A 26,207-nucleotide genomic window follows, 5' to 3' on the forward strand; every position below is an offset into this window, starting at 1 on the left:
GACGTCCAACTGCCGGTCGGTGCCTCGAGGTGTCAGTGCCGAAGGTGGGTGAGAGCGGGTCCGCACGGTTGGCGGTGCCGTCGTCGGGCGGTGCGAGGGCAAGTAGTTCTCGGCGTCTCTCAGAGGGTGGGCGGCCGTCCGCTGGGTCCTTGCTGATGTCCCGCCCAGGCCGGTGGCGGCAGCCACCAGAAGACCTCATCGGTTTCCCGGTTGTGCCGCCAGGCGGTCAGGGCGTGCGATGCCACGAGCCGGTCGAGGAGTTCCGCGGTCTGCTGGGGTGAGTGCCCGCACAGGCGGGCGAGGACCTTGAGGTCGGTACTGCAGGCGTCGTCTGAGGTGTGCGAGGCCAGGGCGAGCGCGGTCAGCCGTACGGCCGGCGGCAGCCCGGCCGGTACGGCGAGCGGGGTGGGGCGCATCGCCCACTGTGCGGCACGGGCCCGCGCCCGGCTGTCCTGCTGGGAGAGGAGTGCTGCGTCCAGCAGCCGTGCCTCCACGTACGGGTGCCGACCTACCGTACGGCGCAGCCAGTCGGCGTGCTCCAACTCCTCCCACAACTCGGTGCGGCCGCGCAGCCGCATGCCGCGCAGCAGGCCCCTGGGTAGCCGGACGTAGCCGCCGGTGTCGGCGCGCAGGGCGCACTGCAGCGCGAGCAGGCGGGCGGCGGGGGAGGTGAACTGGGGGAGTACTGCTGACAAGTAGGTGAGCATCTCCCGCACGCGGGTGCGCTCGGCAGGGCCGCCCAGCGGTTTGGGGCGGCGGCCGGCGTATTCGGGCTGCCGGGGCGCGAGCAGGGTGGCTGGGACGACGGCGGTGTGGTTGGTGGCGGCTGCGCAGGCCGCACACGTGTCGGACAGACGCCAGGCGCGGCCGCTGCGGTCGCGGGTCAGGGCGAGCAGTACCGGCCCGGCGCAGCCGCGATGGCGCAGATGCCAGGAGCAGCCCTGCGCCCGGCACTGGCAGCTGCGCAGATGCGCCGGCAGCGCGTCGGCGCGCGCATGGCGGGCCAGATGCGCCAGGGCGGCAGACCGTGCGGAGGCGGCCTGCAGGGGAGGGGAGCGCACGGTGCAGTGCGGACAGATGAGCCTCGGGCCGCCTGCCCGTGAACACAGTTCCACCGTCCAGATACGCCGCACCGCGGGATGCGCGCCGGCAAGCCTCATCGGCCCGTCGTCCTCCTGTCTATCTCACCGTCCTGCCGGGAGCTCCAAACGGCACCCGGGACGCACGCACCGTAGTGCAGATCCCTGCACTGTGAACGTCACTCCCGCACCGGCAGATAGTGCAGAAGTCTGCACTGACAGGGCAGGGTCCTGCACCGTCGGATGGTGGGGTGACGATCTTGCCGCCCGACCCCGACTTCACCGCGCTGCGCGTCGAGTTCGCGCGCCTGCGGGGCGAGCGCGGCTGGACCTTCGATGAACTCGCCGACCGCAGCGGCCTGGCCCGCCGTACCCTCATCGACCTCGAACACGGCCGCACCACCGGCAGCCTCACCACCTGGCACACCCTCGCCCACACCTTCGACGTGCCAATCGAGCAACTGCTGAACACCCTCTGCGACGACCACACCTCGCCCGGCACCCCGAATCCCTGACCGCACTGCAACACCCGCTCGCGCCCGGGCCGTGAATCACCCGAACCGGCGAGCACGCATCGAACGCTTCAGCGCCAACCGGATCGGATGTTCGGTGCCGTTCGGCTGTACGGGCGACCCCGGCCCGGCCTTCTCTGCAATCGCGGGGTGTCGCCTGGCACGGTCCCGCCATGCACCCCAACACCGCCTCCGCCAGCTGCCACTGGGACGGTAGCCCACGCACCACACGCCCCCGGCGCCCACTGCGGGTGACCGCCACCAGCCCCAGCCGCCTGCTGCGCACCGGCCAGAGCAGCCGCTGCCGCCAGTGCGGCCACCGGATCGACCGGTACCAGCGCGCCGACCAGCGACCCATCGCCCTGCACCCCGCGGAACTGGACGCCTCCCAGATCCCCGCCCCTTGCCGCTGGCACCTGAGCGGCGGCATCGCCTATCCCCACGGCGACGGCAGCCCCTGGTGCCGCATCCCGCACCACGTGCTCTGCCCGCAACACGCCCCCACCGCGCCGCCCGGCCCCTACCTGGAATCCCTGCGCCGCCAACTCGCCGTCCGCACCCGCCGCCTGATCGACACAGGCCAGTTCACCCCCACACCTCCCGCCGCCTGCGAGCAAGCCGCCGGCAACGACCACCCCGCCCAGCCCGTCGTTCAGCTACTGCTGGGCCGCTACCTCGCCGACGCGCCCGTCGAAGCCATCCGGTGCGTGGCCCAGACCCGCCAGCGCCACCGCTGCCCCCACCGCGTGCTCGATCCCACCAGCCCCCGAGGCGTATGGGCACTACTACCCGCCAGTCCGCAGCGCGGCCAACTCGCGCTGCCCGCAACACTCATGGCCGTTTACGACCTCAGCCGCCTGCCCTACGCCGAGCAGCTGCGCTGGCGCACCCAGCGCTGCCACGCCCACGCCGCAACGCCCGACGCCGCAGATCTCACGCCAGCCGGATGGCAGGTCTTCGACCCCCTCCAGCACGCGGCGCACCTCCACACCCGCCTGCCCCACACCCTGCCCGCCCACCGCGAAGAGGCATGACCATGCGGCACCACGCCCTGGACATCACCCTGACCAGAGCTCTCACACCGGCCGAACTCCACCGGGCCGCCCACACGATGCCGCTCGCAGCCACCCACGACGCCACTCGCTTTCTGGCCCTCGTCCGCGCCAAAACCCCAGCCAAGGCCCTCAACCGGCTGCGCCACCAGATCGGCGGACGACTCCCCATCGACGTGATTACCACGCACTACCCCGACCCGCACGGGCAGATCTTGATCAACATCACCTTCTCGCCTGCCGCGCACGCCGCTCTCAAGGCTGCCGCCGAACAGACGAGAAGACCACCGAACCTGTTCGTACAAGACGCCATCTACCAAGCCCTGGCCCGGCACGCCGATCAGGAGGCCGATCGCCTCGACCGTGCACTCCAGCACCTGCTCGCCGGCACTACCCCTCCCTATCTCCTGGCAGCCTTCGGGCGCGCGCTCACCCACACCACCGGAGCAGCGCCGTGCTGAAGCCCACCGACGAACAGCAAGCTGCCGCCGATGCTTTCCACGCCGGCCAGCACCTGGCCCTGCAGGCCGGTGCAGGCACCGGCAAAACCACCACACTCGCCGAACTCGCCCGCGCCACCCGCCGCCGCGGCCGCTACCTCGCCTACAACCGCGCCATCGCCCAGGACGCCCACGCCCGCTTCCCGGCCACCGTCAGCTGCAAAACCGCCCACGCCCTGGCCTACGCCGCCATCGGCCACCGCTACACCCACCGCCTCAACTCCCCACGCCGCCCCGCCTGGCAGATGGGCCACGCCCTCGGCATCACGAAAGCCGTCCGCATCGGCCAACGCGACGTGTCGCAGAAGACTCTCTCCAACTCGGCACTGCGCACCGTGGCCCGCTTCTGCCACACCGCCGACACGGCCGTCGCCCGCCATCACGTCCCGCGCCTGCGCGGCCTCGAAGACACGAAACTGCACACCGAACTCGCTGACCACATCGTGCCGTTCGCCCGCAAAGCCTGGACCGACCTGCAAAACCCCGACGACGGCACAGTCCGCTTCGAACACGACCACTACCTGAAAATCTGGGCCCTCACCCAGCCCAGGATCGACACCGATTTCCTGCTCCTGGACGAAGCCCAGGACACCAACCCCGTCGTCGAACAGATCTTCCTCGCCCAACGCGACCACGCCCAGCTCGTCATGGTCGGCGACTCCGCCCAGGCCATCTACGACTGGCGCGGCGCCAAAGACGTCATGACAGGCTTCGACGGCACCCAGCTCGCCCTCTCCCAGTCCTTCCGCTTCGGCCCCCACCTCGCCGCGGAAGCCAACCGGTGGCTCGCCATCGCCGACGCCCCGATCCGCCTCACCGGCACCGACACCGTGCCCACCGACCTCGGCCCAGTCACTCGCCCCGACGCCGTGCTGTGCCGCACCAACGTCGGCGCCATGGCCCAGGCGATGAATTTCCTCGCTGCCGGCCACAAGGTCGGACTGGTAGGCGGAGGCGACAGCCTGCGCGCCCTGGCACTGGCAGCCCAGGACCTCAAGGACGGCCGTCGCACCAACCACCCAGAACTCGTCCTCTTCGCCACCTGGGGAGAACTACAGGACTACGCCTCCCACGACCCGGCGGGACGCGACCTGCAACCGCTGGTCGACCTCGTCGACACCCACGGCACCGGAACCATCCTCGACGCCGTCGCCCAGTTCGTCTCCGAAGAGTCAGCTGAGGTGATCGTCTCGACCGCTCACAAAGCCAAAGGTCGCGAATGGGCCTGCGTGAGGATCGCGGACGACTTCACCCCACCGAAAGACAGCGACCAAAAGGACGTCGACGGGCGGACTATCCCAGGCCCGATCGAAAACAGCGAGGCCCGCCTCGCCTACGTGGCCGTCACACGAACCCGTCAGCGGCTGGACATGGGTGGCCTGTCTTGGATCGACGATCATCCGGAGGGCAGACCTGTCAGATGACACCGGAATACGGACAGGGTCGCACAGTTGCCTGTGGCCCGTCCTGAAGAGACCAGGCCTTCCTCAGGGTCTGTGACGTGCCCGAGCGTGAGCATCTGGACTGGCTGGACGCTCTGTCCCGGGTATGGGACAAGAGGGACTCCTGGTACGACAACGAACTCTTCAAGAACCTGCACGAGCCCACGGGCACGAATCGGCCCGCCGAGCAGAACCTCCGGCACGAGTGGAGCCACCGGATGGGACGCAGGCCCCATAACTTGTACTTTCTGCAAGGAAGTTCAATGTCAGTCCTGAGTTGTAGTTTCTCGGCATGTTCACAGACAGGCGGGTCGGCGCGTGCACCAGCGACACCACTCTTCACGTTCGTGTGACCTCTGAGGTCCCAGGACCTCTGTGGCCGCCCCGGCCGGAACCCTTGGATCCGGCCGGAGGCGACCGCGAAGCTCGGATGCGCATGCTTCAAGACATGCGCCACTTCTGGAACGACGTTAATAGAGTGCGTCGTGAACGAGTACACGCCGAGGTAGCGGCGGCGAAGGTGCGTCAAGCGCAGGTCAGCGCTTTCTGGGACCGGCACAAGACTGTGGTGAAGGAGCGGTGGGCTGGGCGCACCGCCGGACGTGGGAAGACGATGATCGTCGACATTCCCGAAATCGCGGTCCAGTGGCACTCGGACAACACAGTCCGGCCCGAGGAAGTTTCAGCTACCGCTCAGCAACGCGGCGTCGCGGTGAGTCCCTATCTGTGGGAGTGCCCACTTGGCCTTGGGCACAAGCCCTGGCCCGCGTGGCCGAAGGACCGAGTCCAAGCTGGAGCGGGTTGCCCAGCCTGCCGACAGTTGATTCGGCTCGCTGACCTCCGGACCCTGGCCGATCAGTACCGAGGGCTGATCCCGGCAGGCGACACATCCTTCGCGGCACGTGACCGGGCGCCGTGGGTTTGTCGCACATGGGCCGTTGAGCCGACCACGGGCAGATGGCACAAGGTCGAGCATCATTTCGACGCGGTGACCAAGGAGCGAGCACTTCAAGGAGACGGCTGCCGGGTCTGTGCCGGATACGTTATAGATGACACGAACTCGCTGCAGACGTGGTTTCCGGAGATCGCCGCCGAGGTTGACGACCCAGACATCGACCCTCGCCAGTTGTCTACCAGTCAGCACAACATCTCCAGGAAGAAGCTGGACACGAACGACCCCAAAGACGCCTATGAGAGGCTATCTTGGCGATGTCGGCATGGGCACCGTTGGAAGGCAACCATCCTCAATCGCGTCCGGGGTGCCCGCTGCCCGCGTTGCTCAACGGCTGGAACTTCGAAAGAACAAGTCCGGCTCATCGCCGAGCTCGCGGGGCTGATGGATTACGTGCCGCCCCAGCCGCGGGACGCCCGCCTACCAGACGGCCTGACTGATTTCGCCTCACACCAGATCACAGTGCCACCTCTGCACAAACCCGATCACTGGCGTTACAAGGCGGTAGAAGTCGACGCCGTCTTCCATGTACAGGGCGGGCTCCGGATCGGAGTCGAGTACGACGGTTCGTATCACCACTCAGTCAAGAAGAGGGACCGCCAGCAGTTCGAATCGGAAAAGAGCCAGGTCCTAGCCGCAGCCGACAAACTAGACTTGCTCGTCCACGTGAGGGTGGGGGATCTTCCCCCCTTGGAGGCGCCCCAAGCGCTGAGCGTGCCGATACCGGAGCGGTCGGATCCCTATCAGCAGGCATGCGCAGTGGCGACCGCCATCCGAAATCGCATCCCTGACAGCGTTCCCGGCCTCGACGACTACGTCGCCAGGAGGCGCGCACAGTGCCAAGAACAGGCTGATGCGTACATTCTCGCTGTATGGGGCGAACTGCGACCCCCACGACGCAAACCCGAACGAGTGGCATCTCCGCGCCCGCGCAGGCTCAAGGAGACGGAACCCCACCACGACAGCCTTCTGACGCCCGTGGACGCCCCGTACAGAAACCCCGTCCGATCCGCAGAAATCGTTCGCGACTACCAGTGTGCTTGCGGCAATTCGCCCTTTACGGCTGTCCAGGCCCAGGTCACCTCGGGTAATACCAAGAGCTGCGGATGCCTACGCAATCAGACCAAGCAACAGCAGCGCTCCACCATCTCCAGTGTTGAGACCCGAGATGCACGTGCCTGGGCTCGGGAGCAGGGGATCGAAGTTGGCGTGAACGGACGGGTCCCCGATCGGATCACAGCTTCCTATCGGCTCAGCAAGGCGGGCCGGTTGGATGCCCTGGGGTCAGATGGACTACTCGAAGAGCATCGCGTCCAGCAATGGGCCCAGCTGAACGGTCAGAAGTTGGGCGCGCGAGGCCGGGTGACGAGCGAGGTCTGGCTTGCCTACGCAATCGACTGCCTCACCGTGGGTGAGCCGGACGACGGCGCTACAGAACAACAACCGGCACGCGAGGCGGTTCAGGAGGGCGCTTGAGCAAGCGATGACACCGAGTCGCATACCCCTTTCAGGTCTGGCCAGATTTCGGCTGAACCAAGACCGCCAGGTAGCGGAACTCGCCTCCTCTGCCACCCACTTGCGAGTACCGGCGCCACCGGAGGGGATACTCGCCGCGCAGTACGCGGGTGTTGGGAGCGTATGTGCCCTCAGCCCACAGGAGGGTGCCTTTCAGGATGCGCCCTTCGTGGATCCTGAACTCGTCGTCACGGGTTCGCGCGCGGCCCGGCGGCTGGGGCTTCCACAGCGACGCCTCGTTCGTCACGAGCAGCGCGAGGCCATTCTGGTCAGTTCGATCGCAGAAGCGCTCCAGCCTTTCCACATCGCGTACGAAGTCACGCCGCGCCACGTCCGGTGCGCCGTGGTTCCGCAGGCTGTACTCCTCGGCGGGCGTCCCCACTGTGCCTGACCACCGGCGGGTGACGTATTTGAACTCGATGGCCGTACGCCCTGTCGGTCCCAGACACAGCAGGTCCAGGTACTCCGCCCGGTCATCGCGACGTACTGGCACCTCCAGTCGGGACCGTACCTCTGGGGCCGCCTCCCACAACGCCCGGGCGAAGCCGTGCTGGAGATCGGCTTCGGAGTGGAAAACCGGGCGGTGCATCTGCAGGAGTGCGAGGATCTGCTCCAGAGAGATCAAGTCGGCGATCGTCTCGAGAGTGCTGCCCGGAAGCGGGCGTGTCAGCGTCACCGGGCCATTGAAAGCCGGCTCGCCGTCTCAGGCCAAGTCACAGGAGACATCGAGCACCTGGAGTTCGGCCTAGAGCAGGAACACGGCCGATCCCAAACGTGTGAGACTGAGCGCTTAGAGGTCCTAACAAAGGCGTTGGACATGCCGGTGGGTGATGAGGCAGGCGGAAGAGCCGGATGGGGCAGTGCGAGCCTGCTCGGAGCGGTTGTCCATCTGGCCCTACCGGTATGAGGACCTCGTGGCGCAGTTGCGCAGTGTCGGGCTTACGGTGCAGTCCACCACCTTCGACCCCGAGAGCGATGGATACCTGGTGGTCGCCAGCTGCGACCAGGCGCGAGGCACGTCTGAGCCGGCGCGCTGATCCGCCTTTCGTCGTTGTCGATGCCGACCTGTCGGCTCGCGACCGCCTGCAGCGGGTTCTTTGCAAAGTGTTCAGCGCTTGAAGCGGTTGCTGCGGGTGCGGTCCTTGCCGCGCTGGCTTCCGACCTGCGGACCGCGGCCTGCACCGCCTCCACCAAGGCATTCGTGATCCTGGACGGCACGCTGCTGCCGATCGACCGAATCGCGGCCGACCGGTCCTTCTACTCTGGGATCGCCAGTGCTCGGCGAACGTCCCGGAAGCGGAGCCCCCGGTCGGGCGGCCCGGAGCCACACCCAACCGGGAACCCTCGGCTCTCACAGATCCGCGGATGGCTCGCCGGCACGGGTGGAGCGGACCGCGTCGCTTGTGCGGTTGACGTGGGCCGCGCCCGCGCAGCCGTCCTTCGGATGGTGAGCCGATCGAGGTCTTCCGCAGTCGGTTGGCGCCAAGTATCCTCGCCCAAGCGCGTCCCACAAAGCGAACATTCCCCGGCCAGAACCCCTCTGAAAGTGCTCAGATCTGCCGATCTTGACCTGTGCACGCTGACTGGCCAATCCTCTGAGGCCTGGGGCAAGCGGCACGCCCCACACCCTCCGCGCACATCCCGCAGGGGTCGCGACGAAGATCCCTGCGGCCCCTGAGCAGCGTTAACCTCCCTCACCCCCGCTCAACAATGAGGCCCGTACTAGCCAGAGAGCCAAGGATGCGATCACGGAGAATCACGTCGTTGCTGTCCGCCGCCGTCCTCAGCGCCGCCCTGGTCGGGCTGTCCGGGACGCCGGCACAGGCGCTGCCGTCGTACAACTGCGACTACCCCAGCGGTTGGGACGTGTGGTACGAGGGCAAAGAAATGCCTTAGAAGCCGTTGTCCTATCGATCTTGAGTGCGGTTTGATCGAAAAGAGTGGCCGGGGCGGGTGATTCCGCCGGGAGCGTGCATGAAAGCAGGGGTACGCGTTCACGCCCGCGGAGTCCAACTCGCTGTCACCCTCGTGTGATTGCCTCGCTCACCGGTTCGGGAACGCTTGCGACCAGCCCGACCGGGTCCGGGCCTATGACACGGATCTGACGGACGAGCAGTGGCAGTATCGGCGAAGGACTAGCGGGCAAGATACGTACGGCCTTCGGTGTGCCTGAGAGCACCGACGTCCTCGACGACGAGGAAGAACCACCAGGACTTGAACCCCTCCACCACCCAGACAATCCGTTCTAGGCGGTCAACGGGAACGTGCCGACGGGGTCCGGGGCGGCTGCTCCGGTGTCGTCCCGCTCGGGGTGCAAGATCCTGACCTTGGTATGGGTAAAGACGGCTGCGGTGCGGAGCCGGTTTCCGGCTGGGGGCGGTGTCGCTCCAACGGGTGATGGTGGATCGGTTCTGCGCGCGGGTGTCAGGGTGTGGCGTCTGTTGGCGGGCTGGGCGTTCGGGCGCTGACTCAATGGGTGTGACGTGCGCCACGGTTGTGGTCGTTCTTACCGGCAGGACCGTGCTCCTCTTACGCGTTGCCGCTGCTCACGGGCCCTGTCTCGAACAGGATGACCCACAGAGAACTAACGTTCCGCTTACGTTGATGATCGGTGAGTAATTTTTTCCGGGGTCGGCATGAGTCTTACGCCTCCGAAATCGAGAGTGTGGTGCCTGAGGACCCCGATCAACTGGGGCCTTGCGCGGGCCGGTTGGTCCGCGTCTGGATACGCGCCGCTGCTCGACGAGGAGCAGACGGTGCTTGCATCGCCTGGAGGTTTCATGGGCACTGGCGAGGTCAGCACTGACGTGTCGCCCCAGGACGGCGGTCATGCGGCCCCTCCTGATCTGCCCCTCGACTTCGAGGGTTTCTACCTCGGGCATCAGGAGTTCTTCCACGACTTCGCGGTGATCCACCTCGGTGGCCGCCGGGTCGCGGAGGAGGTGGTGCATCAGGTGTTCCTCCAGATCCTCGGCGGCTGGGACGAGCTGCTGCAGCAGGGCGATCTCGAGCAGCAGACGCTCGCCGTGCTGCACCGGGGTGTGAGCCAGCGTCTGCAGGAGGACAACCGGCCCCCGGCCTTCCTCATCGCCGGCCCGATAGCCAAGAACCTGGAGGCGGTCCGCAACCAGCTGGAGATCAACGGTGCGGCAGGCGGCCTCTACGAGGCGATCCTGGGTCTGCCGACCCGCCAGTTCACCGTCATCGTCCTGCGCCATCTGCTCGGCTATCCGACCAAGCGGATCGCCCGCTACATGGGCCTGGACACCCGCACCGTCGACTACCACGGCCGCAAGGGCAGGGAACGCCTGCGCATCCAGCTGGGCCTGCCCGCTCCCGCCGGCAGGCCCGTCAAGAAGGGAGCAGGACAGTGACTGCCATCGATGACCTCCTCGCCGACGCACGGATCACCACCACACTGCGCGACGGGTTCGACGTGGGCGCAGCGCTGCGCCGCCTGGCCGCGGACGCGGCCGGCGCGGCGGCGCGGCCGAACCCGGACATGCTGCGTGCCGCGCAGGCCGGCCAGCGGCTGTCGACGGTGTGCCGGTGGATCCTCAACAAGCCGGACGCGGCCCACCACGTGGACCGTCTCGCGCAGGAACCCGATGCTCCTCTGGATGTCGGTCATCTGGATGTTGACGGCGCGCTGGTGTTCGCGTGCCTGCTCCATCTGACCGGTCATCCCGAGAGCGCCCAGTTCTGGTGGCAGCTCGCCGCGGGCGCCGGGCACCGTGCGGCCGCCTACTGCCTGCACCTGCACCACCTCGCCCTGGGCGAGGCCCGTGAGGCACGGCACTGGCTGCATGAGGTGACCGAGAGCGTTCTGGACTCCGAGGCACCCGACAACGCCTTCCTCGCCTTCCTGGAGAGCGTTGCCACCTACGTCCGCAAGTCCGGCCTGAGCCACGCCAGTTCCCCGACCGGGGGCCTGGAGATGGAGGTCGACCGCCTCGCCACCGCGAAGGCCGGCTCCTGCATCATCGTCCAGCGCCCCGACCGGCGCTTGGCCGACCGGCTCCACGACTTCACCCGCCGCTGATGCCCCAGCGACGCGGCCGGCCGATGCGCACCGGCACCCGCAACGCTCGCCGCTGGTTGGCCGCCCGCTCACCGGAAGTCTGTCCGCCGCAAGCCGGTCGTCGGTCGGTCGGCACGGTGCGAGCAGTGCAGGAGGCGGTGGCCGTCGCCCCCCAGCAGCAAAGTTCGCATGCCTGCCGGGGAGGGGGCGTGGAGCTCGGGACGGTGCCGCTGAAAGTTCTGAGGGTGGCCGGATCTCATGCAATCCGTCACTTCACGTTGCTCAAAGTGAGACCCAAGGGCAGCGCAGAGTGAGATTATCGGGCCGTACCTATGCCGGGCATTTTCGCCTGTCATGGGCGAGGGCTGGGCGCAGGTGCCGAGGGGGAGCCCGCCTCACCTCTGCCGTCGGGCGACGGTCCTGCCTGTTCACTGGAAAATCTGGGGCCGTACATGCACTGGTATCAACAGACGTGGTTCACCGATTTCGCATTACCGGCCGTGATCTGCGCGGGTGTCGCCTGGTTCGGCCTGCTGCGGCAGTTCAGCGGCAAGGGGCGGCTGCTGGGCACGCACCGCTCCGCAGCTCTGGCATTCAGCGTCGTCGCCCTGATGTGCGCCATCGCCATCGGAGCGGGCCTGCTGCTGCCGCACCTGGCGAAGGTGCCTCCGGCGGCGGCAGGCTTCGCGCTCGGTGCCACGGCAGCCCCCCGCCGCCGCCAGGACGGCACGGCCCAGCCGGTCGTCAAGTTCATGACTCTGGGTGTCGCGTGGCTCCTGGAGCGCCTGGAGTACCGGATGCGCACCGACGCCCTGAACTGGAGCACCGGCTTTCTCGCCGACTTCAGGGAATCGCGGCAGCTGCGCCTGTTCATCCATGAACTCCAGCAGTACCTGCTGGCCCGGCAGGACCATGCAGCCGTCATCAAGTCGATCAAGGCCCAGTACGAGTCCGCCGAGAAGGCGATCGACAGGGCACTCGAAGTACAGACGAAGATCGACGATGCGTGCAACGTCCAGACCCCCTGGCTCAAAAGGGAACCGGACGCCGACGAGGAATTCGCCTGCCGCAGCGCGTTCGCGGAAGCCCGCACCTTGTGTGAGCACTTTGTGATGCTGGCCTACCTGCACGGCCGCCGATCCGAATATTTTGCACTCGAAGCCCTGCGGACCGGTGCCTTCAATGCCGGCGCCCACCACGGTGCTTCGGTGCCGCCGCAGAAGCGCCGGCTGTCCTGGCGTCGCAGCCGCCGCTGAAAGCGCTGGCCATCTACGCGAGTGTAGGAACACGCCGTGTCGGCGGGGCCGGCAGCAGATGTCTCGTCAGTGATGCGACGGCAGGCCGGCACCGCGCATCGGCGATGAGTCCCCGCTGCCCTTCGCCGGCACGCCAGCGGTCTGGGGATGTACCGAGAACGTGATCTCGACCTGGGCTCCCAGCGCCTCGGCTGCTGCAGCCAGTGTGCGGACCGTCAGATTGGCGTCCCCGGACATGATCTGACTCACGCGCCCCGGGCTGACACCCATCGCTTTGGCCAGGTCGGAACGCGATCTGCCAAGGCCCGCCAGGATCCCCGCCAGAGAGGCAGTCGCCTGCCGGGCCAACTGCGCACCGGCTAAGTCTGTGCTGTTCTCACCTCGAGCGAAGAAACTCATAGAGGACCCCCAAGTCCGTTGGCAGCAAGGAACGTTGCCTCAACTAGGATGCCACCTTTAGCTCTAACTAAAAACTCGGTTCGCGCAAAAAGCACGGAACGCCATCTGCTCCAACCTGCCGCGCACCCAGTCTGGCCTGCACATACGCCGCCCGGCCAGACAGCCGCGCCCCGGCAGCAATATCACCCTGACGGCCGCTCTCCACGGCGCTTTCGACTGCTGTTCCCAGCCACGGTCGCGGACACTCCAGCGGTCCGCTTTGTGGGCGGCCGTGGTGACGAGAGCGGTCCCGCCGCCCGAGCGGCCGCTGAGCACGAACGCGAGTTCTACGAAGATCGCTACGGCAGCGCAGAAGAAGTCGAAGTCCGCGACACGGGGAGGTTCTACATCGCTCCCGTTACGGATGGTGAGTGGCGGTGCGGCAGGTGGGGCACGCGAGGGGGCTTCGGGGGCCGTAGCGGTGGATGGGGGTGGCGCACAGGGTGCAGGGTCCGATTTCCCAGGGCGGGCATTTCAGATCTGCGGCGATGACGAGGCGTTCACGGGGGGAAAGATGCAGAGCGATGGGCCGGCTGGGCTGGAGCAGGGTGTGGTCGGGTGCCTGGTCGAAGGTGTGGAGCCCTGTGGCGGATGTGGTCTCGCGTAGGGGGCGCGGGCTGCTGGTGTGGGGGCCGTCTTCGCCGTACCGGCAGGAGCCGTCGATTTCTTCCTCGGTGTAGGTGACGTGTTCGTCGTCGCTCTGGTCGGGTTCGGCAGGGGCGTCGGACTCGCCGGTGATCTCGCGCCAGCGCTGCACATCGCGGGCCAGTGCCCACAGGTAGGTGACGCGCCGTGGGTCGTGGGGGCTGCGGGAGCGCACGGCTAGGTGTTCGCCGTCGGCGCTGGTGATGACGAGTTCGTCGAGCGCGGTAGCACGTTCCTGGGGCAGGCACAGGGCGGCCAGGTACCACCCGCAGTGCCATTTGCCGCAGGCGTCGCCCGTATCGGGGCAGGCACGCTCGCTGACGGGGGTGCATTTCCATATCTGCAGGTGGCGGACCCCGGCGCGGATGATGAGGGCGAGCGGAGAGATGATGCGTTGCCAGGGGACGTCGTCGACGCGGGTCCAGGGGGCGCTGTCGATCAGTTGGGAGCTCGCGTCGCCGGTCACCCACAGGGGCGCGATGCCGCGGGCGCGGGCTTTGGCGGAGCGCCGGCGGACGGTGTTGGCGGTGATGGGGGAGTACTGAGCTTCCCATCCGACGCGTGCGCCGGCTCCGGTCACAAGGACATCGGTGATCACTCGTCCGTCTTCGGACCGTGCTTCAGTCTGTACGTCCAGACCGTGCCGCGTTGCGGTACGGGCGATCCGCTCCTTCATTGCTTTGTGCTTGTCACTCTCCTGGGGTGTTGCGACGTGAGTGAGCGGCAGGTGAGCCGCCTCCCAGACCAGTTGGCCGTTGCGGCGCTGACGGCGGACGAACATCCAGGGCGTTTTGCCGTCCAGCGCACATTGGCATTCGCCCCCGTTGCGGTCCTCCAAACACTGCAGCAGGTCGCGGGCGCGCCGGCCGACAGGCTGGGTGATCTCCTCCAGCAGGTGTTCACGATCTGGGTTGGCGAGGTCTTTGCGGTGCAGGTTGATCTCTATGCCGTACCTGGTGTGAAACACCCCGTTGGCCATGCATTCCACGGTATGCGCAGAGAACGGGTTCAGACAGAGCGCCGGGGCCTGCCGGCCGTCCCCGGGAACGGGGTCTGCAAACTTGAGAGTTGCGTGATGCTGGGGAGGCAGCCGCAGATGCCGATGGCGGGACCAAAGCCGGCTCGTGTGCTGCCCAGCGGATGCCAGGGATGTCGTGCCCGGCATCCACGGCTGGGCATCAGCCGACGGGCGGTGTCGGGTGCTTTTGCTGCGTCGGCCGCGGGACAGAAGGCGGCGCCAGGAGAAGCTGCTGCGCCGTCCAGCCCGGCGTTCGCGCGCCGCGGCGGCCCGACGGGAGGGCCGCCGGCGGAACAAGCCGTACGCGCCGCACGTCGGCTATCGGAATGGACTTGCCAGTGTCAAATCCGAAACGTCCATGCCTGAGGCAGTTTTATACTGCGGTGCCTGCAGTAACGCCTGCTGGTCCACGCTATAGGGGGTGCGGTCAGTGTCGACCCAGGACCTGCGGGAGCAGCTCCAACTCCATCAAGGCCGCCTTCGGGTCTGGGCCTCGGACGCGGAGAGCCATCCTGCTCATTGTGGTGTCTTCTCGGCAGCCAAGGCGCGCCGGGATTTTGCCGTCGAAGGCTGGGAGCGTCGCTACGGCGACGAACCGTTCATGCTCGGCGTGATCCGGGACATCGTCGTGGCGCTCCACCGTGACGTGCGCACCATCACCTGGGAAGGTCTACAGGAAGCCCTTAACGAGCAGATGGCGCTGCGCTCTGACAATCTCCACCCCGGGCTGAGAAGGTACGTCGCACACGCGGTGGAGCAATATCTGGATGCACACGACGCACTCGAGGCGCAGCACGGGGAGATGCGCTTCACCACCCTGGACCCCGTTGTCGGCGGCCAGGGCCGTGAGATTAAGGTCTGGGCATTTCTCTACAGCAACGGCGACGGAGTCCGCGAGATCCGCCGTCTGCGCATGAAAAGGGCACGCAGTCGTACAGAGGAAAGCGACCGCGGGGCGACAGTCGCCGGCTACGTCGCCGCCAGGCTGCAGATGCGGGTCCCGCCCACCGGGATCCGAGTCGTCGAGGTCGGCCTGCAGGACGGTTCCACCGAGGTCGTTCTTGAGCACTCGTACGAGGATGCTCTGGCCCTCTACGAGGCGCAGGGTCGGCCGGTCATCAGGCAGTTGATTTCCCCCACGGACTACGGGCCTGGGCCCTCGTGCCAGAAGTGCAAGCTGGCGGGGCGCTGCCCCAGTCTGCAAGATCTCACCGACTGCCTTGGCCAGAGACGGCCGGGCCCGTCAACGCGCTCTGTCAGCGCCGCCGATCTAGAGCTCTACTCGAAATGCGCCGCCCGCTGGTACCTCGACATGCAGTTCCGGCTGCCGACCGAGGACAACCCTTCGGAAGCATCGGACCGCGGTCGCATCATTCACCGATGGCTCGACCAGGCACACACGCGCGGTACCCAGTGCACCGAGCGGGACGTCGCGCCTCCCGACCAGGAAGGAGTCTTCACGGGGAGCCTCACTGCGGACGAGTACGCGAAGGCCCGAGAGTTCCTCGTCGCCCACAGCCGTTCCTGCCCTCTGGCTGAAGGCTCGGAGGTCATCGCCGTCGAGCCTCCCGTTTACGGCTACGACGCGAAGGCAGATGTGATCGTCGCCGCTCGACCCGACCTTGTCTATCGGGACCCGAGCGGAAGAGTTGTTGTCCGTGAAACGAAGACGACGACTCAGATGCCCGCGGACGAGAGCGATGCCTTCGACCGCTTCTTCCCGATTCCCTGGCTGATCAATATCGCTCGGACCGCGAAAGATGCCTTCGGCGAATCCGATACGTTCCCCAGGATCGAGCTCGAGGTCATCACCCCAAGCGAGGCACGGGTGTTCACCTGGGACGTGGAACGAGACCAGGACATGGTCCGCATGGCTCAGGCCGAGGTTCAGCTACGGACACGCACCTGGATTCGTGACACCTCCTGGGCCCCCTCGCCCGGCGCCCAGTGCACGTGGTGTCCCGTCCGACGGTGGTGCCCCGATGCGGCGGACCTCGACTACCGCGCCCACGAACAGCCGCAGTCCGACGACGAGCCGTGTGCCGGTCTGCCGACAGGCTCCCCCGAGTAACTCCCCGCACCCAGAACACGTGCGCGGCAGGCCAGCTCACGGTTAGGCTTGCCCACAGGGAACATATCGGCATGAGTGCGCTGCGGGAGGGTAGTTGGACAGGCTGCCCCCCACCCCCCGGGTGATGCTGCCCCGCGGCCCGAACCTTCGCCCCAGGCCGTCCTTGCCGCCGATGCGCAAGTACGCCGTCGACCCAGCGCTTCCCCAGCGCCGTCTGCCCGTCGCCACTGCCCTTGCCGACACCGGCCTGCTCTACACCCTGGCCCACCGCCCCAAGTACCTGGAGATGTTCCTCGACCTCTATGGCGAGACCGTGGTCGTCGCCACAGCTGTCGCGGAGGAAATCCGTGCTGTCGCGAGGGTGCCCCGACTGGAACGCCCCCACCAGAACCTTGTGCTGATGGGCGCTTGCGCGGACCGGCTCGTCACCAAACTCGACGACAAGATCATCACTGTGCGCGAGCCGTCCGAAAACTCAGCCGACCTGCTCTTCCCCGTGCAACAGCAACTCCGCGAACTCGACCGTGCAGCAGCGATGCGACGAGGGGAGAGGTGGTCCCCGTTCGACGCGAACAGGGCAAAGCGCCATGACGGCGAAACGGAGAGCATCCTCGTCGCTGCCGACGTCATCAAGGCCGGCGGCACAGCCATCCTGCTGACCAACGACGGAGGCGCCAGCCTCACGGCCTGGCAGCAGGGAGTGTCCGCGCGGAACCTGCGCAACATCCTTGCGGAGCTGGCCTGCGAGAACTCGCACCTGACGCAGGAAAGTCTTCTGACGGCGTTCACCGAGATGACGGCCCACTTCGGCACCCTGCCCGCCGAGGTGCGGCCGACCGACTCCTCCGCGTTCCGATGCCACGCCCTGGCCGGTGAGTGCCAGACCTGCGACGCCTTGACGCGCTAGTTCCGCAGCATTACCTCTCCGCCGCCGCAGGCAGATCCCACCCTGCAGCGGTCAACTGCCGCGCGGCCTCTACCTCATCGCCGTCCGCGATCACGTCGGCCACCATCGGCAGACTGACAACATTGTCCGCGAACGCGGCCAGAACATGCTCGGTCAGCCGAGGTGAGGCATACCTGCACCCCTCAGCCTCTGCCATCTCGGACCAGGCCGCACCTGCTCCCACGCTGGCCATCATCGACCGGACTGCCACACCCTCGCACCGATGCAACAGCGACTCCGGCGGAGCCAGAGGATCTTTCGAATCCCGCAGCGCTTTGAGAGTGGCCTGCCGACTTATGCCATAAGTGAGCATAATGTCAACGACAAGCCGGTCCGTATCTGCCAGATTCCCCGGACGGCCATGCTTTTCTAGCAGCTCCTCCAGCGCGTCATCAGGAAACAAGAAATGCCGAGAGAAGGAATCTGCGATGATTTCAGGAATAGCATTTGACGTCTGCGCCCGGTCGACGATGATCTGTCCGCTGTCCTGATAAAGAACGTGACTCAATTCGTGTGCAAGCGTAAAACGTTGGAGCGCCCAATAGTCATGCGAGTTGACGAGAATCGCCCAGACTTTACGGCTTCCCCTGATTTCTGGAACAGAAATACCGTGAACGTTATTCGGTAGAGGCCGGTACTCCACCACGCAACCCATGCTCTCAACCAGGCTTGTGAGATCCTCAATCGGGCTGAGCGGATCCAACTCAAGGCGGGCCCGTAGCCGGACGGCAGTCGTCTTGCCGTCCTCCTTCGGCTTGAACTGTCTCCTCGACACAGGGAAGGCAGAAAGATCCGCAGCTGGTGTCCGGAAGCCCCACTGCTCGGTCAGTCGGTCAGCCGTCAGAAGCTTCATGGCGTGTTCGACCGGCTCCACCACATCGTGTTCGACCTGCGCGGTCCCCAAGCGCAGACTCACGCCAAGCGAGGGCCTCTTCGCACCGGTCAGGACGCTGGGATCGACTCCCAGGAGTGCGCCCAGGAGGGACGCTTCCCGCCGCGACGGCAAACGCTCCCCGCGCAACAGTTCATCGCCGACCTCAGAAGATCCGAAAAGCTCTTCCAGGACAGACGGAGTGACGTCGTCACGGACGAGCAGCTCGCTCAACGCGCGAGCATCGAAGGTTGCTGGCTCACTCTTCATGCGTGTCACCCCCTTGTCCTTCTCTCTCTGCCCATGCCTATGCCCTCTTGCAACAGCACGAACACCCTCCCCAAAGATCCCTTCCATCGCCACCGGGCTGTGCCGACAGAAGGCCCTCAGCTGCAGAAATCACCCCTCTGCGACTGCCCCCTATGCCACCAAGGATAGAGCCAGGCACTGACAGTGGCGAGGGCGCACCAGCCACGACAGGGACCCCATTCAGCACACCAGCCAAAAGGGCTGACCTGCGAAAACGCCTCATGGGCCGAAGGATATGACAGCTTGATGCAAACACCCCTCGCCGGATGGACAGTGCCACTCACGCAGCTCCCGCTGACAAGACGCCAAGCCCCACAGAAGGGTCGCCTTGGGAGCCACGATTGCCTGTCCCCTCCCCGGCAGAGCCCCTGACAGGGCGGCGCCTGGTCCACGCAGCCACGCACCGCCAATGCCCGATGCTCCACCCATGAAAGCAGCCTTACACATACAACGTCACCCTATTGGGAGGGTTGCGATACTCCACGCAAGACCGTTGCCGAGACGCCGACGAACACGCGATCGCAGCCTCACCAGCAGAGGCGGCAATCTGCAGCCCAGTGGGACCCCCAAGTTGGCAGGGGCGGTCCAAGAACGACTCTCTGAGCGCTTCAGCTTCGTACTGAACAGCCACACCGAGCTTTCTGACTGCTGCCACGCGAAGCTGTTTATCCTGGCCTCGTGGAGCGGCGAAGACGTCTTCGCCAGGTTGTAACGGGCCTGCGGCGGCAGTCCGCGCGGGATATAAAAGCCTCCGGCCCATCCCTGATCGCCGGCCACAGATGCGCAGTGCTGCGCCACCTACCAGCGCAGCGCGTCGGGGTAGGCCTGCTGCTGATCGGTCACTGCCGGGTGTTGTCGAGGATTGCGTCTCGCAACTTCCTCCAAAAGGTCAGCCGGCCCGTTGTGGTCACGTCAAGGCCTCACCAAGTGCCCGTCACCGGCCCGTACTGGCATTAACGGTTCGAACCTGGGGTCTGGCACAAGTTCCGTGAGCCGGTCACGCCTTGTAGTTGTTGATCTCCCTTCGGAGGGTTCGGAACTCGCCTCGAAATCGCTCCTCGTGCGGGTGGTACGGCTGACATTCGGTGGCCGTGTGCGCGGCCCCTCGCGGCTGACTGGTCGCACTCGTTGTCCGATTGCGGGTGCCGGGCTATCCGATCATGGTGTCTTACCGGCTTTTGGTCAGGCGCTCTCCACCACGTGACGTGTGACGATGTCTCGGATGACGATCGGTGCGGGTGCCCGCTCGGACAGGACGTCCAGCAGGTCGGGGCGGATCACGACGGCGCAGCCGGTCGTTCGCGGCCAAGGCAGGCGGTAGGCGCTGCGCTCGTACTCGGTGCGCCAGCAGATGAGCCGCAGGGCCGGCCCGCGGTCGTCGTCCAGTGTCAGCGGGGCTCCGGGTGTCAGGCGCAGTGCGGCCCGCAGCCACGGGGTGGGGGTAAGCGTGAAGCCGGGCAGGCCCAGGCCTTGAGCTGCGTCTGCGGCGGCGGTCATGGTGCGGTCGAGGCCGATTAGCGGGGTGGCCGGCGGGCTGTCGGCGGCGGGGTTGTGCCCCGGCGGCCGGGTCCACTCCTCGAGGTCTCCCTCTGCGAAGGTGAAGGCGCTGTCTTGCTGGTTTCGGCTGTCCGTCACGTCCGGGGCCGAGAAGCTCACAGTGGTCAGGTTGGTCGTCCTGGTGTCCGATGACAGGAACTTGCGTTCCTCTGCGGAAGCGAGGATGCGCCAGCCCGGGAGGGTCTGTCCGGTGAGGACGGTGGCTTGCGCCAGTGGCCGTGTGGAGATGGTCTCGGCGGTTGTTCCGGCCTGCATGGTGTCCTGGCTGGACGAGTCGTCCGGGCCGGGTGGCGGCTGGAGGTTGGGGCGTGGCCAGCGTGCTTCTTCGAAGGCCAGCGGGATGCGGGGGTCGTCTGTTAGCAGGGCGGCCAGTTGGTCCTCCCAGAGGGCCGGGTGGCTCGCGCCCAGGCCTTGCGAGAGCCTGTGCGCGCGGCTGCCTGCCGCCACTGTCTGGATCGCCTCTTCGATGGTCTCTTCGAGGGCGAGATAGGCGTCCGGCAGCTCGTCCTCGTCGGCACTGCGGTTGGCGCGGCGCTGGGCCGTGTTCCTCTGGATGGTGCGCTCGGTGTCGAACTCGTAGCGGACCTTGGCGAGGACCGCTGGGATCAGCCCGGGCTGCAGACGCTCGGCTTCGTTCAGCCGCGCGCTGGCCACTTCTGCGACCATCCCCTTCACGAAGCGGTCTTTCTGGCTGTCTTCCTGTGCGGCGGCGCTCCACAGGCGGCTTGGCGGGTTCAGCGCGGCCGGGTCGGAGGGGCCCATGGGCACGCCGGCGGCATCGGTGAGCAGCCGGCGGGCGAGGGCGCGGACGGTGAGCAGCGGTCCTTGGGCCAGTGCTTTGAGCGCGTGCTGGCAGTGGTCCACGACAGGTTGGGCCGCCGGTTGCAGTTCCTGGAGGAGGCACAGCAGCCACATCAGGGTCGCAGGATCGGACAGTTGCTTCAGCGCGAAGGCGATGGCGGGGGCCGTGGCTTCGGGGCGCAGTGTGATCAGGTACCGCGTCGCGACCATCGCGCGGCGTTTGCCTTCCCGGTCGGCGTGGGCGAGTGCGGCCAGGGCCGCGGTCGTGAAGGCGTGGTCGAGGTCGCCGGGTGCGGGGGTGCCGTTGTCGTTGTCGGGGGCGCGGTAGGGGTGCTGGGGGTCGTCGCTGTCGTGGACGCGTGGTGCTCTGTTCTCGATGACCGTTACGGCTTCGTCCCAGAGGGCGAAGGCTATGTTGAGGGAGTGGGTCGGGGGCAGCGCGAGCGCTTGGTGGGCGAAGGCGAAGATCAGTGCCTGGGTGATGCCATGAGTCCCGTACCGGCCAGAGCCCACCACTGCTTCGACTTCTTCGGTGATGACGCGGTGGGTAAGGGTGGAGTCGAGCTGTGAGGCCGTGCGAAGGGCGTCGAGGGCTGTCTCGCCTCCGAAGTTCAGCCATCCGCCTTGTCCGCGTGTACGCACCCAGGTCAGTGCGTAGGCCTCGGCGGCGAGAGCGTCGTGGCGGTTCTGGTAGAGCTTGTTCGCGAGCTGGCGCAGCAGGAGCGGGCCGTCGCGGAAGTCGAAGGGGCCAGCGATGGCACGCAGGACCTGTGAGGCCTCGTCGGTCTGTCCTCGGGTGGCGAGGTCGAGCAGGCCGTCGCCGACGAGGTCTGTCATCTGTTCGAGGGTGTGCTGTGGTGTGCCGACCTCGTACGGGCTCCGGCGCCATGCGCGCAGTACTTGGATCAGGCCGACCGGTTCGGAGGGCACGGGCGACGGGGTGGCAGGAGAGGCTGGGGCCGGGGTCGGCTGCGCGGGGACGGGTGCGGTGCGGCGGTTACGGGGTTCGTCGGTGGCCGGTGGTTCGGGCAGGGGGGCGAGCCGCGGGGCGCCGACGCGTTCGGCGACGGCGTTGAGTTCCGCGACCAACTGCGCGTCGGCCGGCCTGGTCTCGTCGACGGAGGAGTCGCGGTTCGCCTGCCTTTCGTCGGCCCTGCTCAGTGCGAGGCGCAGCAGCTGTGGAACGTCGTCGGGCGTGGCGGGCCCGATGGTCCTGGCGAGCCGGTCCAGAAGTGCGGCGTCGCCTTGGAGGAGCGGAGTGTCCAGCGTGAGGCGCAGGGCGGTGGCCGTGACCGGGGCGACGGTGTCGCTCCACGCTTCCCAGAGGTCTTCTCGGGCGCCGTCGAGGAGGGTGTTCGGGCCGTTGCAGTCGCTGAGCAGGCCGGTGGCGGCGAAATTGGCGAGGGCCGCGGGATCGGCCCCGGCGAGGACGTTCCACCACCGAGGGCGGGCCGCGCTGGTCTCCTTGCCGTCGGTGTGATTGACCAGACGCTCGCACAGTGGCTGGATGCGCGCCACGCGTGCCCGGCCCCGGGCCGGGTCCGCAGTGACCAGGGCGGGCAGCGGATCCAGGACCTCGTAGACGGTGATGTCCTTGCGCCAGCCATAGGCTGCCAGGAAGCTGCAGGCGGCCAGCCAGAGTTCCTCGGCCTTGGCGAGGTCGTCGCCAGTGAGGGCGAGGCGCGCGTGGAGGAGGCGGTAGCGGGCGAGGTCGCTGTAGAAGCGTCCGCCGGCCTGCTGTAGGAACTCGATGCGGACTGCTTCGTCGACGTCAGCCTGCCGTGCGGGCGTGGTGTGCTCGACGGCGATCGTCAGGAGCGTGTCGGCCGGCAGCGGTCCGCCCATCTCGCCGCGCAGGCTGACGCTGATTTCCCGGCTGACGCGGACGAGGGTCTTCCACGCCTGCGGCCAGTCCTGGTCGGACACGAGGGCGGCCGCCCGGCGCACCGACTCTTCGATGAGTGGATGGATAGGGTAGAGATCACAGGCGCGCGGTTTGCCGGTGAAGGGCCGGAGGTCTGCGGTCAGGAGATCGAGGGCCTCGATGACCAGGACGGACCGGGAGGAGGCTTCGGCAGCTTCGGCGCGGGCCAGGGCGATCGCGTACCGCAGCCAGCAGGGGTACCAGCCAGGCCCCTGGACAAGAGCCGGTACCGCATCAAGGGCGATGGGGTCAGTTCGTGCCGTGATCGCCAGCGCATCGAGCCACCTGGCCACGCTCTCGGGGCTAAACCGGACCTGTTCGTTCTGCACGTCGGAGCTCAGGGCGAACAAGGTGTCGCGGGCCGTCGAGGCTTCTCCTGTCGCAAGTCCTGCGGCGAGATCGGCGGCGGCGACCCCAAGGGCGAGCAGCCGATGCGCCGTTCCCACCACATATCCCAGGTCGGCGGCCTTCTGCGCCCAGTCGTCCGCGCCGACCGCCGCTCCGGGCACCGCGCCTGCGGCGATCTGCTCGGCGAGTGCGAGGCATACCGGGCCGCCTGTCTGAAGGCGCGGCACCAGGTCGGTGACGGCCTCGATTCCGACGGTGTCGAGGAGCGTCTTCACGACGGTATCGGCCGCTGCCTGATCACCCCGTTCGTCAAACCACTCGGCGATGCGGTCCAGCGACACCGGCTGGCCGGGCTCGACCTCACGCGGCTCCTGCATTGTCCCCTGAGCGGTCGCCGACAGGCGCAACCGGCCCCGCAGGTATGCCAGTTCGACAGCCCGGTCGGACTCTGCGTCGTAGGAGGTGTTGTCCGATTCCGCCTCGCGGTCGTGTGCTGTCATGTATTCGTGCCAGGGTGACACGGCGTCTGCCGCGTCGAGGACGGCGCACATCTGCAGACCTGCCCGGGCGGGCATGACGGTCCGCCCGTCGTGCACGAGCCGGTCCGCCAGCGTCTGAGCCCCCATCAAGGCGATCGGCACGTCGGCGAATTCCACCAGGACCGCGTCGAAGCGCTCGAACTCGAACGTTTGTGCGGCCCTGGCAAGTTCGACGTAACGAGCGATTAGGGGCCAGTTCGCCGTCCTGGCGGCGCAGCGCACACCGGTGGCCAGGTTGTCCGTGATCGCCGAGGCCGGGTGGGCGGTGGCGACAGCACGGCTGACGAAGTCCCGCCCGATGTACTCGAGCACCTCCGCGTCGCGTCCCGCTTCGGCGAGGATCTGCAGGAGGCGGCGGAAAGCCCGCGAGTCGTCGAACAGTCCCTTCTTGGCCAGCCAGGTAGCGATCAGCGCCAGCGTCGATTCCAGGGCCCCGGGGTTGTTGTCGTAGCCCAGGCGGAGGTAGCGCGCGAACGACTCGTGGTAGACACGGATTTCTCCGGGTCCGGCTGTCACGGAAAGCACCGGGGCCAGCACCTTCAGCGCGCTGCCGATCCTGTGCACCCGGTCCGGAATGATCTCTCCGAGCTCCTCGTGAGTGACGGACACGCCGAGCAGGGCAATGATGTCCGCGACGACGTCGGCTTCCGCGCCGAGCGTGTCGTACAGGTGTGCGTAATAACCCTCCAGCGATCCCTGGTAGGCCGGGAGCGCCCGTACCACTGCCGCAGCTTTCGTGATCGTCTCCGGCCGGAGGGCGACCTCGCGGCAGAGATATGTTGCGTACAGGGCGTTACCGCCCGAGCGTTCCTGCAGCGCGTCCAGGAAGTCGGTCACGTCGCGGTCGTCGGTCAGGAACGATTCTGCGCGCTCGCCGTCCGCAGCTGGGACAAGCCCGAGCCGCTGCGCGACGGCGCGGCACTCGTGCACCGTCAGCGGCGGCACGGCGACGGATGCCGCACCCGTGTCCTGGAGGGGCACGAGGTGGTCTCCGGGCTGGCTGAGGACGATGAGGACGCTGCCAGGCGGAAGGGGCAGCGAGCCGAGGACCGCGGCGAGGGCCAGGGACGGATCGGCTCTCCTGGTCCTTCCTCCTTGCACGCGGGTGACATGGTCCAGTCCGTCCACGACGAGCGCCACGCGCCGGCCAGGGGCCTTGCCCAGAGCGGCTTCCACCGCCGCGGTCAGCGCTTGAGCATCAGCAGCGAAACGCGGGCGCTGCTCCTGGACAAGGTCGGGGTCCGACTCGGCCAGTCGGCCCAGCAGACTGCCGAAGACCGTTTCCGTGACCACCCGGGTCAACTGGTCGCCGTCGGCGTCACCGAGGTAGCAGTAGTGCTCGGCGGCCAGCCATCCGTCAACGCTAAGTTGGTCGACCAGCTGTTGGCACGCCCAGGACTTGCCCTGCCCCGGAGGGCCCGTGACCAACAGGACTCCCCCGGAAGCCGCCGCTGTCGCGGCCGCTTCCGCCAGGACGCCAACCATGGCGGGCCTTGCCACTTCCAGGGCGCGGTCGACAGGGTTCGCGCGCACGACAGCACCGAGGTCACTGCGCAACTGGGCCTGGCGCAGGAGCTCACGGAATGTCACCTCGGTGCCACGCTGCCGGGCAGAGCGGACCGTGCGGATGAGCGCCTCGGCAACGTCCACCGGCGAGCGCCCCTCGTTGGGGTAGATCCCCGCCCCGAGCTCGCCGCGCACCCGTTGGAGGACAAGCTCTTCGGCCGGCCCCGGCAGCAGGAGGTCCGTCGTCATGGCCGGAGCATTGACTTCCACCACCAAGTGCTCGCACAGCCATTCCAGGTTTTCTTTGGACACGGCCCTGTCACCGCTGGTCAGGAACCCGAAAATGTTGCCCGCCTTACGCCGGCCCCGCGCGGGCAGGTCGAACCCTCGCAAGAGCGCTTCAGCGTCGAACCGCAGGAGTGTGGTGTTCATCCCTGCCAGGAACGGCGAATCGGGGGAGCCGGCGGGCACCATTACCGCGTTCAGGACGTCGTCTTCCGGAGGAGCGTCGCGCATCACAACCCGCAACCGGTGGGCGGTTGCGCCCGCGCCGGGTCCGTCCCGGTCGGCGACGGCAGCCGCCACGAGGCGGTCCAGCCTCAGTCCGCGGGCGTCGGACGTGAACGTGGTGTAGTCGAGGGGGCTTTCCTCGTCCGAGTGCTTGAACTGGGTCCGCTCGCGGGATCCGTCCGCGGTGACCACCGTGAGGTCGTCGAAGCGGTCGTCCGTCACCAGTTTCTCGTCCACATGGACCCTGGCGATCCCACCGAGCAGCAGGTCGACGATGCGCCCTGCCTCCATCAGATCCTGGTACTCGTACCCGCGGTGCGCGGCAGTCAGATCTTTCATGTCGGCCGCATTCTTCCCGGTCGAACACCCTGCTGGCGCGGAAGTGACGAAACCGC

General features: G+C 67.3%; 17 protein-coding genes and 2 pseudogenes. 13 read left to right on the top strand and 6 right to left on the bottom strand.

Features of this window, described 5'->3' with window-relative positions; genetic code table 11:
• Positions 1-119 precede the first annotated feature (119 nt).
• A complete protein-coding gene (locus OG485_RS43540) occupies positions 120-1,061 on the bottom strand; it encodes a hypothetical protein (protein ID WP_328663276.1) in 942 nt (313 codons plus the stop codon).
• A 269-nt stretch (positions 1,062-1,330) separates the two neighbouring features.
• Between OG485_RS43540 and OG485_RS43545 the strand changes: the two genes are divergently transcribed.
• From OG485_RS43545 to OG485_RS43565, 5 genes are all read left to right on the top strand, one after another.
• Positions 1,331-1,594 (top strand): helix-turn-helix transcriptional regulator, encoded by a 264-nt coding sequence (locus OG485_RS43545; protein WP_328663274.1) that lies wholly within the window; start codon positions 1,331-1,333, stop codon positions 1,592-1,594.
• A 170-nt stretch (positions 1,595-1,764) separates the two neighbouring features.
• Positions 1,765-2,625 (top strand): DUF6083 domain-containing protein, encoded by an 861-nt coding sequence (locus tag OG485_RS43550; protein ID WP_328663272.1) that lies wholly within the window; start codon positions 1,765-1,767, stop codon positions 2,623-2,625.
• A complete protein-coding gene (locus tag OG485_RS43555) occupies positions 2,622-3,104 on the top strand; it encodes a hypothetical protein (RefSeq protein ID WP_328663270.1) in 483 nt (160 codons plus the stop codon). Before OG485_RS43550 ends, OG485_RS43555 begins: the two co-directional genes overlap by 4 nt.
• Entirely contained in the window at positions 3,101-4,567 is a 1,467-nt protein-coding gene (locus tag OG485_RS43560; protein WP_328674194.1) for a UvrD-helicase domain-containing protein, read from the top strand. Before OG485_RS43555 ends, OG485_RS43560 begins: the two co-directional genes overlap by 4 nt.
• A 466-nt stretch (positions 4,568-5,033) precedes the next feature.
• Complete coding sequence (locus tag OG485_RS43565) at positions 5,034-7,013, top strand: zinc-ribbon domain-containing protein (RefSeq protein ID WP_328663268.1); 1,980 nt, start codon at positions 5,034-5,036, stop codon at positions 7,011-7,013.
• A 31-nt stretch (positions 7,014-7,044) separates the two neighbouring features.
• Here the strand turns inward: OG485_RS43565 and OG485_RS43570 are convergent, their stop codons facing one another.
• Positions 7,045-7,728, bottom strand: a complete 684-nt coding sequence (locus OG485_RS43570; RefSeq protein ID WP_328663265.1) for a hypothetical protein — start codon at positions 7,726-7,728, stop codon at positions 7,045-7,047.
• A gap of 169 nt (positions 7,729-7,897) precedes the next feature.
• Here OG485_RS43570 and OG485_RS43575 point away from each other — a divergent pair.
• From OG485_RS43575 to OG485_RS43600, 6 genes and pseudogenes are all read left to right on the top strand, one after another.
• Positions 7,898-8,089: pseudogene (locus OG485_RS43575) on the top strand (SAM-dependent methyltransferase); the annotation flags it as partial.
• A gap of 101 nt (positions 8,090-8,190) precedes the next feature.
• Positions 8,191-8,319 (top strand): annotated as a pseudogene (locus OG485_RS43580) (IS5/IS1182 family transposase); the annotation flags it as partial.
• Positions 8,320-8,792: 473 nt separating this feature from the next.
• A complete protein-coding gene (locus OG485_RS43585; RefSeq protein WP_328663263.1) occupies positions 8,793-8,948 on the top strand; it encodes a hypothetical protein in 156 nt (51 codons plus the stop codon).
• Positions 8,949-9,832: 884 nt separating this feature from the next.
• The gene (locus tag OG485_RS43590; protein ID WP_328663261.1) at positions 9,833-10,426 is read left to right on the top strand and encodes a sigma-70 family RNA polymerase sigma factor; all 594 of its coding nucleotides are present in this window, start codon (positions 9,833-9,835) and stop codon (positions 10,424-10,426) included.
• Positions 10,423-11,094, top strand: a complete 672-nt coding sequence (locus tag OG485_RS43595; RefSeq protein WP_328663259.1) for a hypothetical protein — start codon at positions 10,423-10,425, stop codon at positions 11,092-11,094. The genes OG485_RS43590 and OG485_RS43595 overlap by 4 nt, the downstream gene beginning before the upstream one ends.
• A gap of 431 nt (positions 11,095-11,525) precedes the next feature.
• Positions 11,526-12,329, top strand: coding sequence for a hypothetical protein (locus OG485_RS43600; protein ID WP_328663258.1), 804 nt, complete (start codon positions 11,526-11,528; stop codon positions 12,327-12,329).
• Between the two features lie 66 nt (positions 12,330-12,395).
• Here the strand turns inward: OG485_RS43600 and OG485_RS43605 are convergent, their stop codons facing one another.
• Together OG485_RS43605 and OG485_RS43610 are read right to left on the bottom strand one after the other, a co-directional pair.
• Positions 12,396-12,728 (bottom strand): helix-turn-helix transcriptional regulator, encoded by a 333-nt coding sequence (locus OG485_RS43605; protein ID WP_328663256.1) that lies wholly within the window; start codon positions 12,726-12,728, stop codon positions 12,396-12,398.
• A gap of 397 nt (positions 12,729-13,125) precedes the next feature.
• A complete protein-coding gene (locus OG485_RS43610; RefSeq protein WP_328663254.1) occupies positions 13,126-14,391 on the bottom strand; it encodes a competence protein CoiA family protein in 1,266 nt (421 codons plus the stop codon).
• 469 nt (positions 14,392-14,860) lie between these two features.
• Here OG485_RS43610 and OG485_RS43615 point away from each other — a divergent pair, with 469 nt between their 5' ends.
• Positions 14,861-16,501 carry a PD-(D/E)XK nuclease family protein gene (locus OG485_RS43615; protein WP_328663253.1) on the top strand — a complete coding sequence of 547 codons (1,641 nt, stop codon included), beginning with the start codon at positions 14,861-14,863 and terminating at the stop codon, positions 16,499-16,501.
• 172 nt (positions 16,502-16,673) lie between these two features.
• On the top strand, positions 16,674-17,408 hold the full coding sequence (locus OG485_RS43620; RefSeq protein ID WP_328663251.1) for a hypothetical protein: 735 nt from the start codon (positions 16,674-16,676) through the stop codon (positions 17,406-17,408).
• Positions 17,409-17,418: 10 nt separating this feature from the next.
• Here OG485_RS43620 and OG485_RS43625 read toward each other — a convergent pair whose 3' ends face one another.
• On the bottom strand, positions 17,419-18,588 hold the full coding sequence (locus OG485_RS43625; RefSeq protein WP_328674193.1) for an ImmA/IrrE family metallo-endopeptidase: 1,170 nt from the start codon (positions 18,586-18,588) through the stop codon (positions 17,419-17,421).
• Positions 18,589-19,809: 1,221 nt separating this feature from the next.
• The gene (locus OG485_RS43630; protein WP_328663250.1) at positions 19,810-26,151 is read right to left on the bottom strand and encodes an AAA family ATPase; all 6,342 of its coding nucleotides are present in this window, start codon (positions 26,149-26,151) and stop codon (positions 19,810-19,812) included.
• Positions 26,152-26,207 lie beyond the last annotated feature (56 nt).

It is taken from the genome of Streptomyces sp. NBC_00328, from assembly GCF_036139655.1.
In the GTDB taxonomy this organism is placed as follows: Bacteria; Actinomycetota; Actinomycetes; order Streptomycetales; family Streptomycetaceae; genus Streptomyces.

Bases quoted from the DNA above. Each gene is read 5' to 3' on its own strand.
- OG485_RS43550 (WP_328663272.1), top strand. From the start codon at position 1,765: ATGCACCCCAACACCGCCTCCGCCAGCTGCCACTGGGACGGTAGCCCA.
- OG485_RS43555 (WP_328663270.1), top strand. From the start codon at position 2,622: ATGACCATGCGGCACCACGCCCTGGACATCACCCTGACCAGAGCTCTC.
- OG485_RS43565 (WP_328663268.1), top strand. From the start codon at position 5,034: ATGCGCCACTTCTGGAACGACGTTAATAGAGTGCGTCGTGAACGAGTA.
- OG485_RS43585 (WP_328663263.1), top strand. From the start codon at position 8,793: ATGCGATCACGGAGAATCACGTCGTTGCTGTCCGCCGCCGTCCTCAGC.
- OG485_RS43590 (WP_328663261.1), top strand. From the start codon at position 9,833: ATGGGCACTGGCGAGGTCAGCACTGACGTGTCGCCCCAGGACGGCGGT.
- OG485_RS43600 (WP_328663258.1), top strand. From the start codon at position 11,526: ATGCACTGGTATCAACAGACGTGGTTCACCGATTTCGCATTACCGGCC.
- OG485_RS43605 (WP_328663256.1), bottom strand. From the start codon at position 12,728: ATGAGTTTCTTCGCTCGAGGTGAGAACAGCACAGACTTAGCCGGTGCG.
- OG485_RS43610 (WP_328663254.1), bottom strand. From the start codon at position 14,391: ATGGCCAACGGGGTGTTTCACACCAGGTACGGCATAGAGATCAACCTG.
- OG485_RS43620 (WP_328663251.1), top strand. From the start codon at position 16,674: ATGCGCAAGTACGCCGTCGACCCAGCGCTTCCCCAGCGCCGTCTGCCC.
- OG485_RS43625 (WP_328674193.1), bottom strand. From the start codon at position 18,588: ATGAAGAGTGAGCCAGCAACCTTCGATGCTCGCGCGTTGAGCGAGCTG.
- OG485_RS43630 (WP_328663250.1), bottom strand. From the start codon at position 26,151: ATGAAAGATCTGACTGCCGCGCACCGCGGGTACGAGTACCAGGATCTG.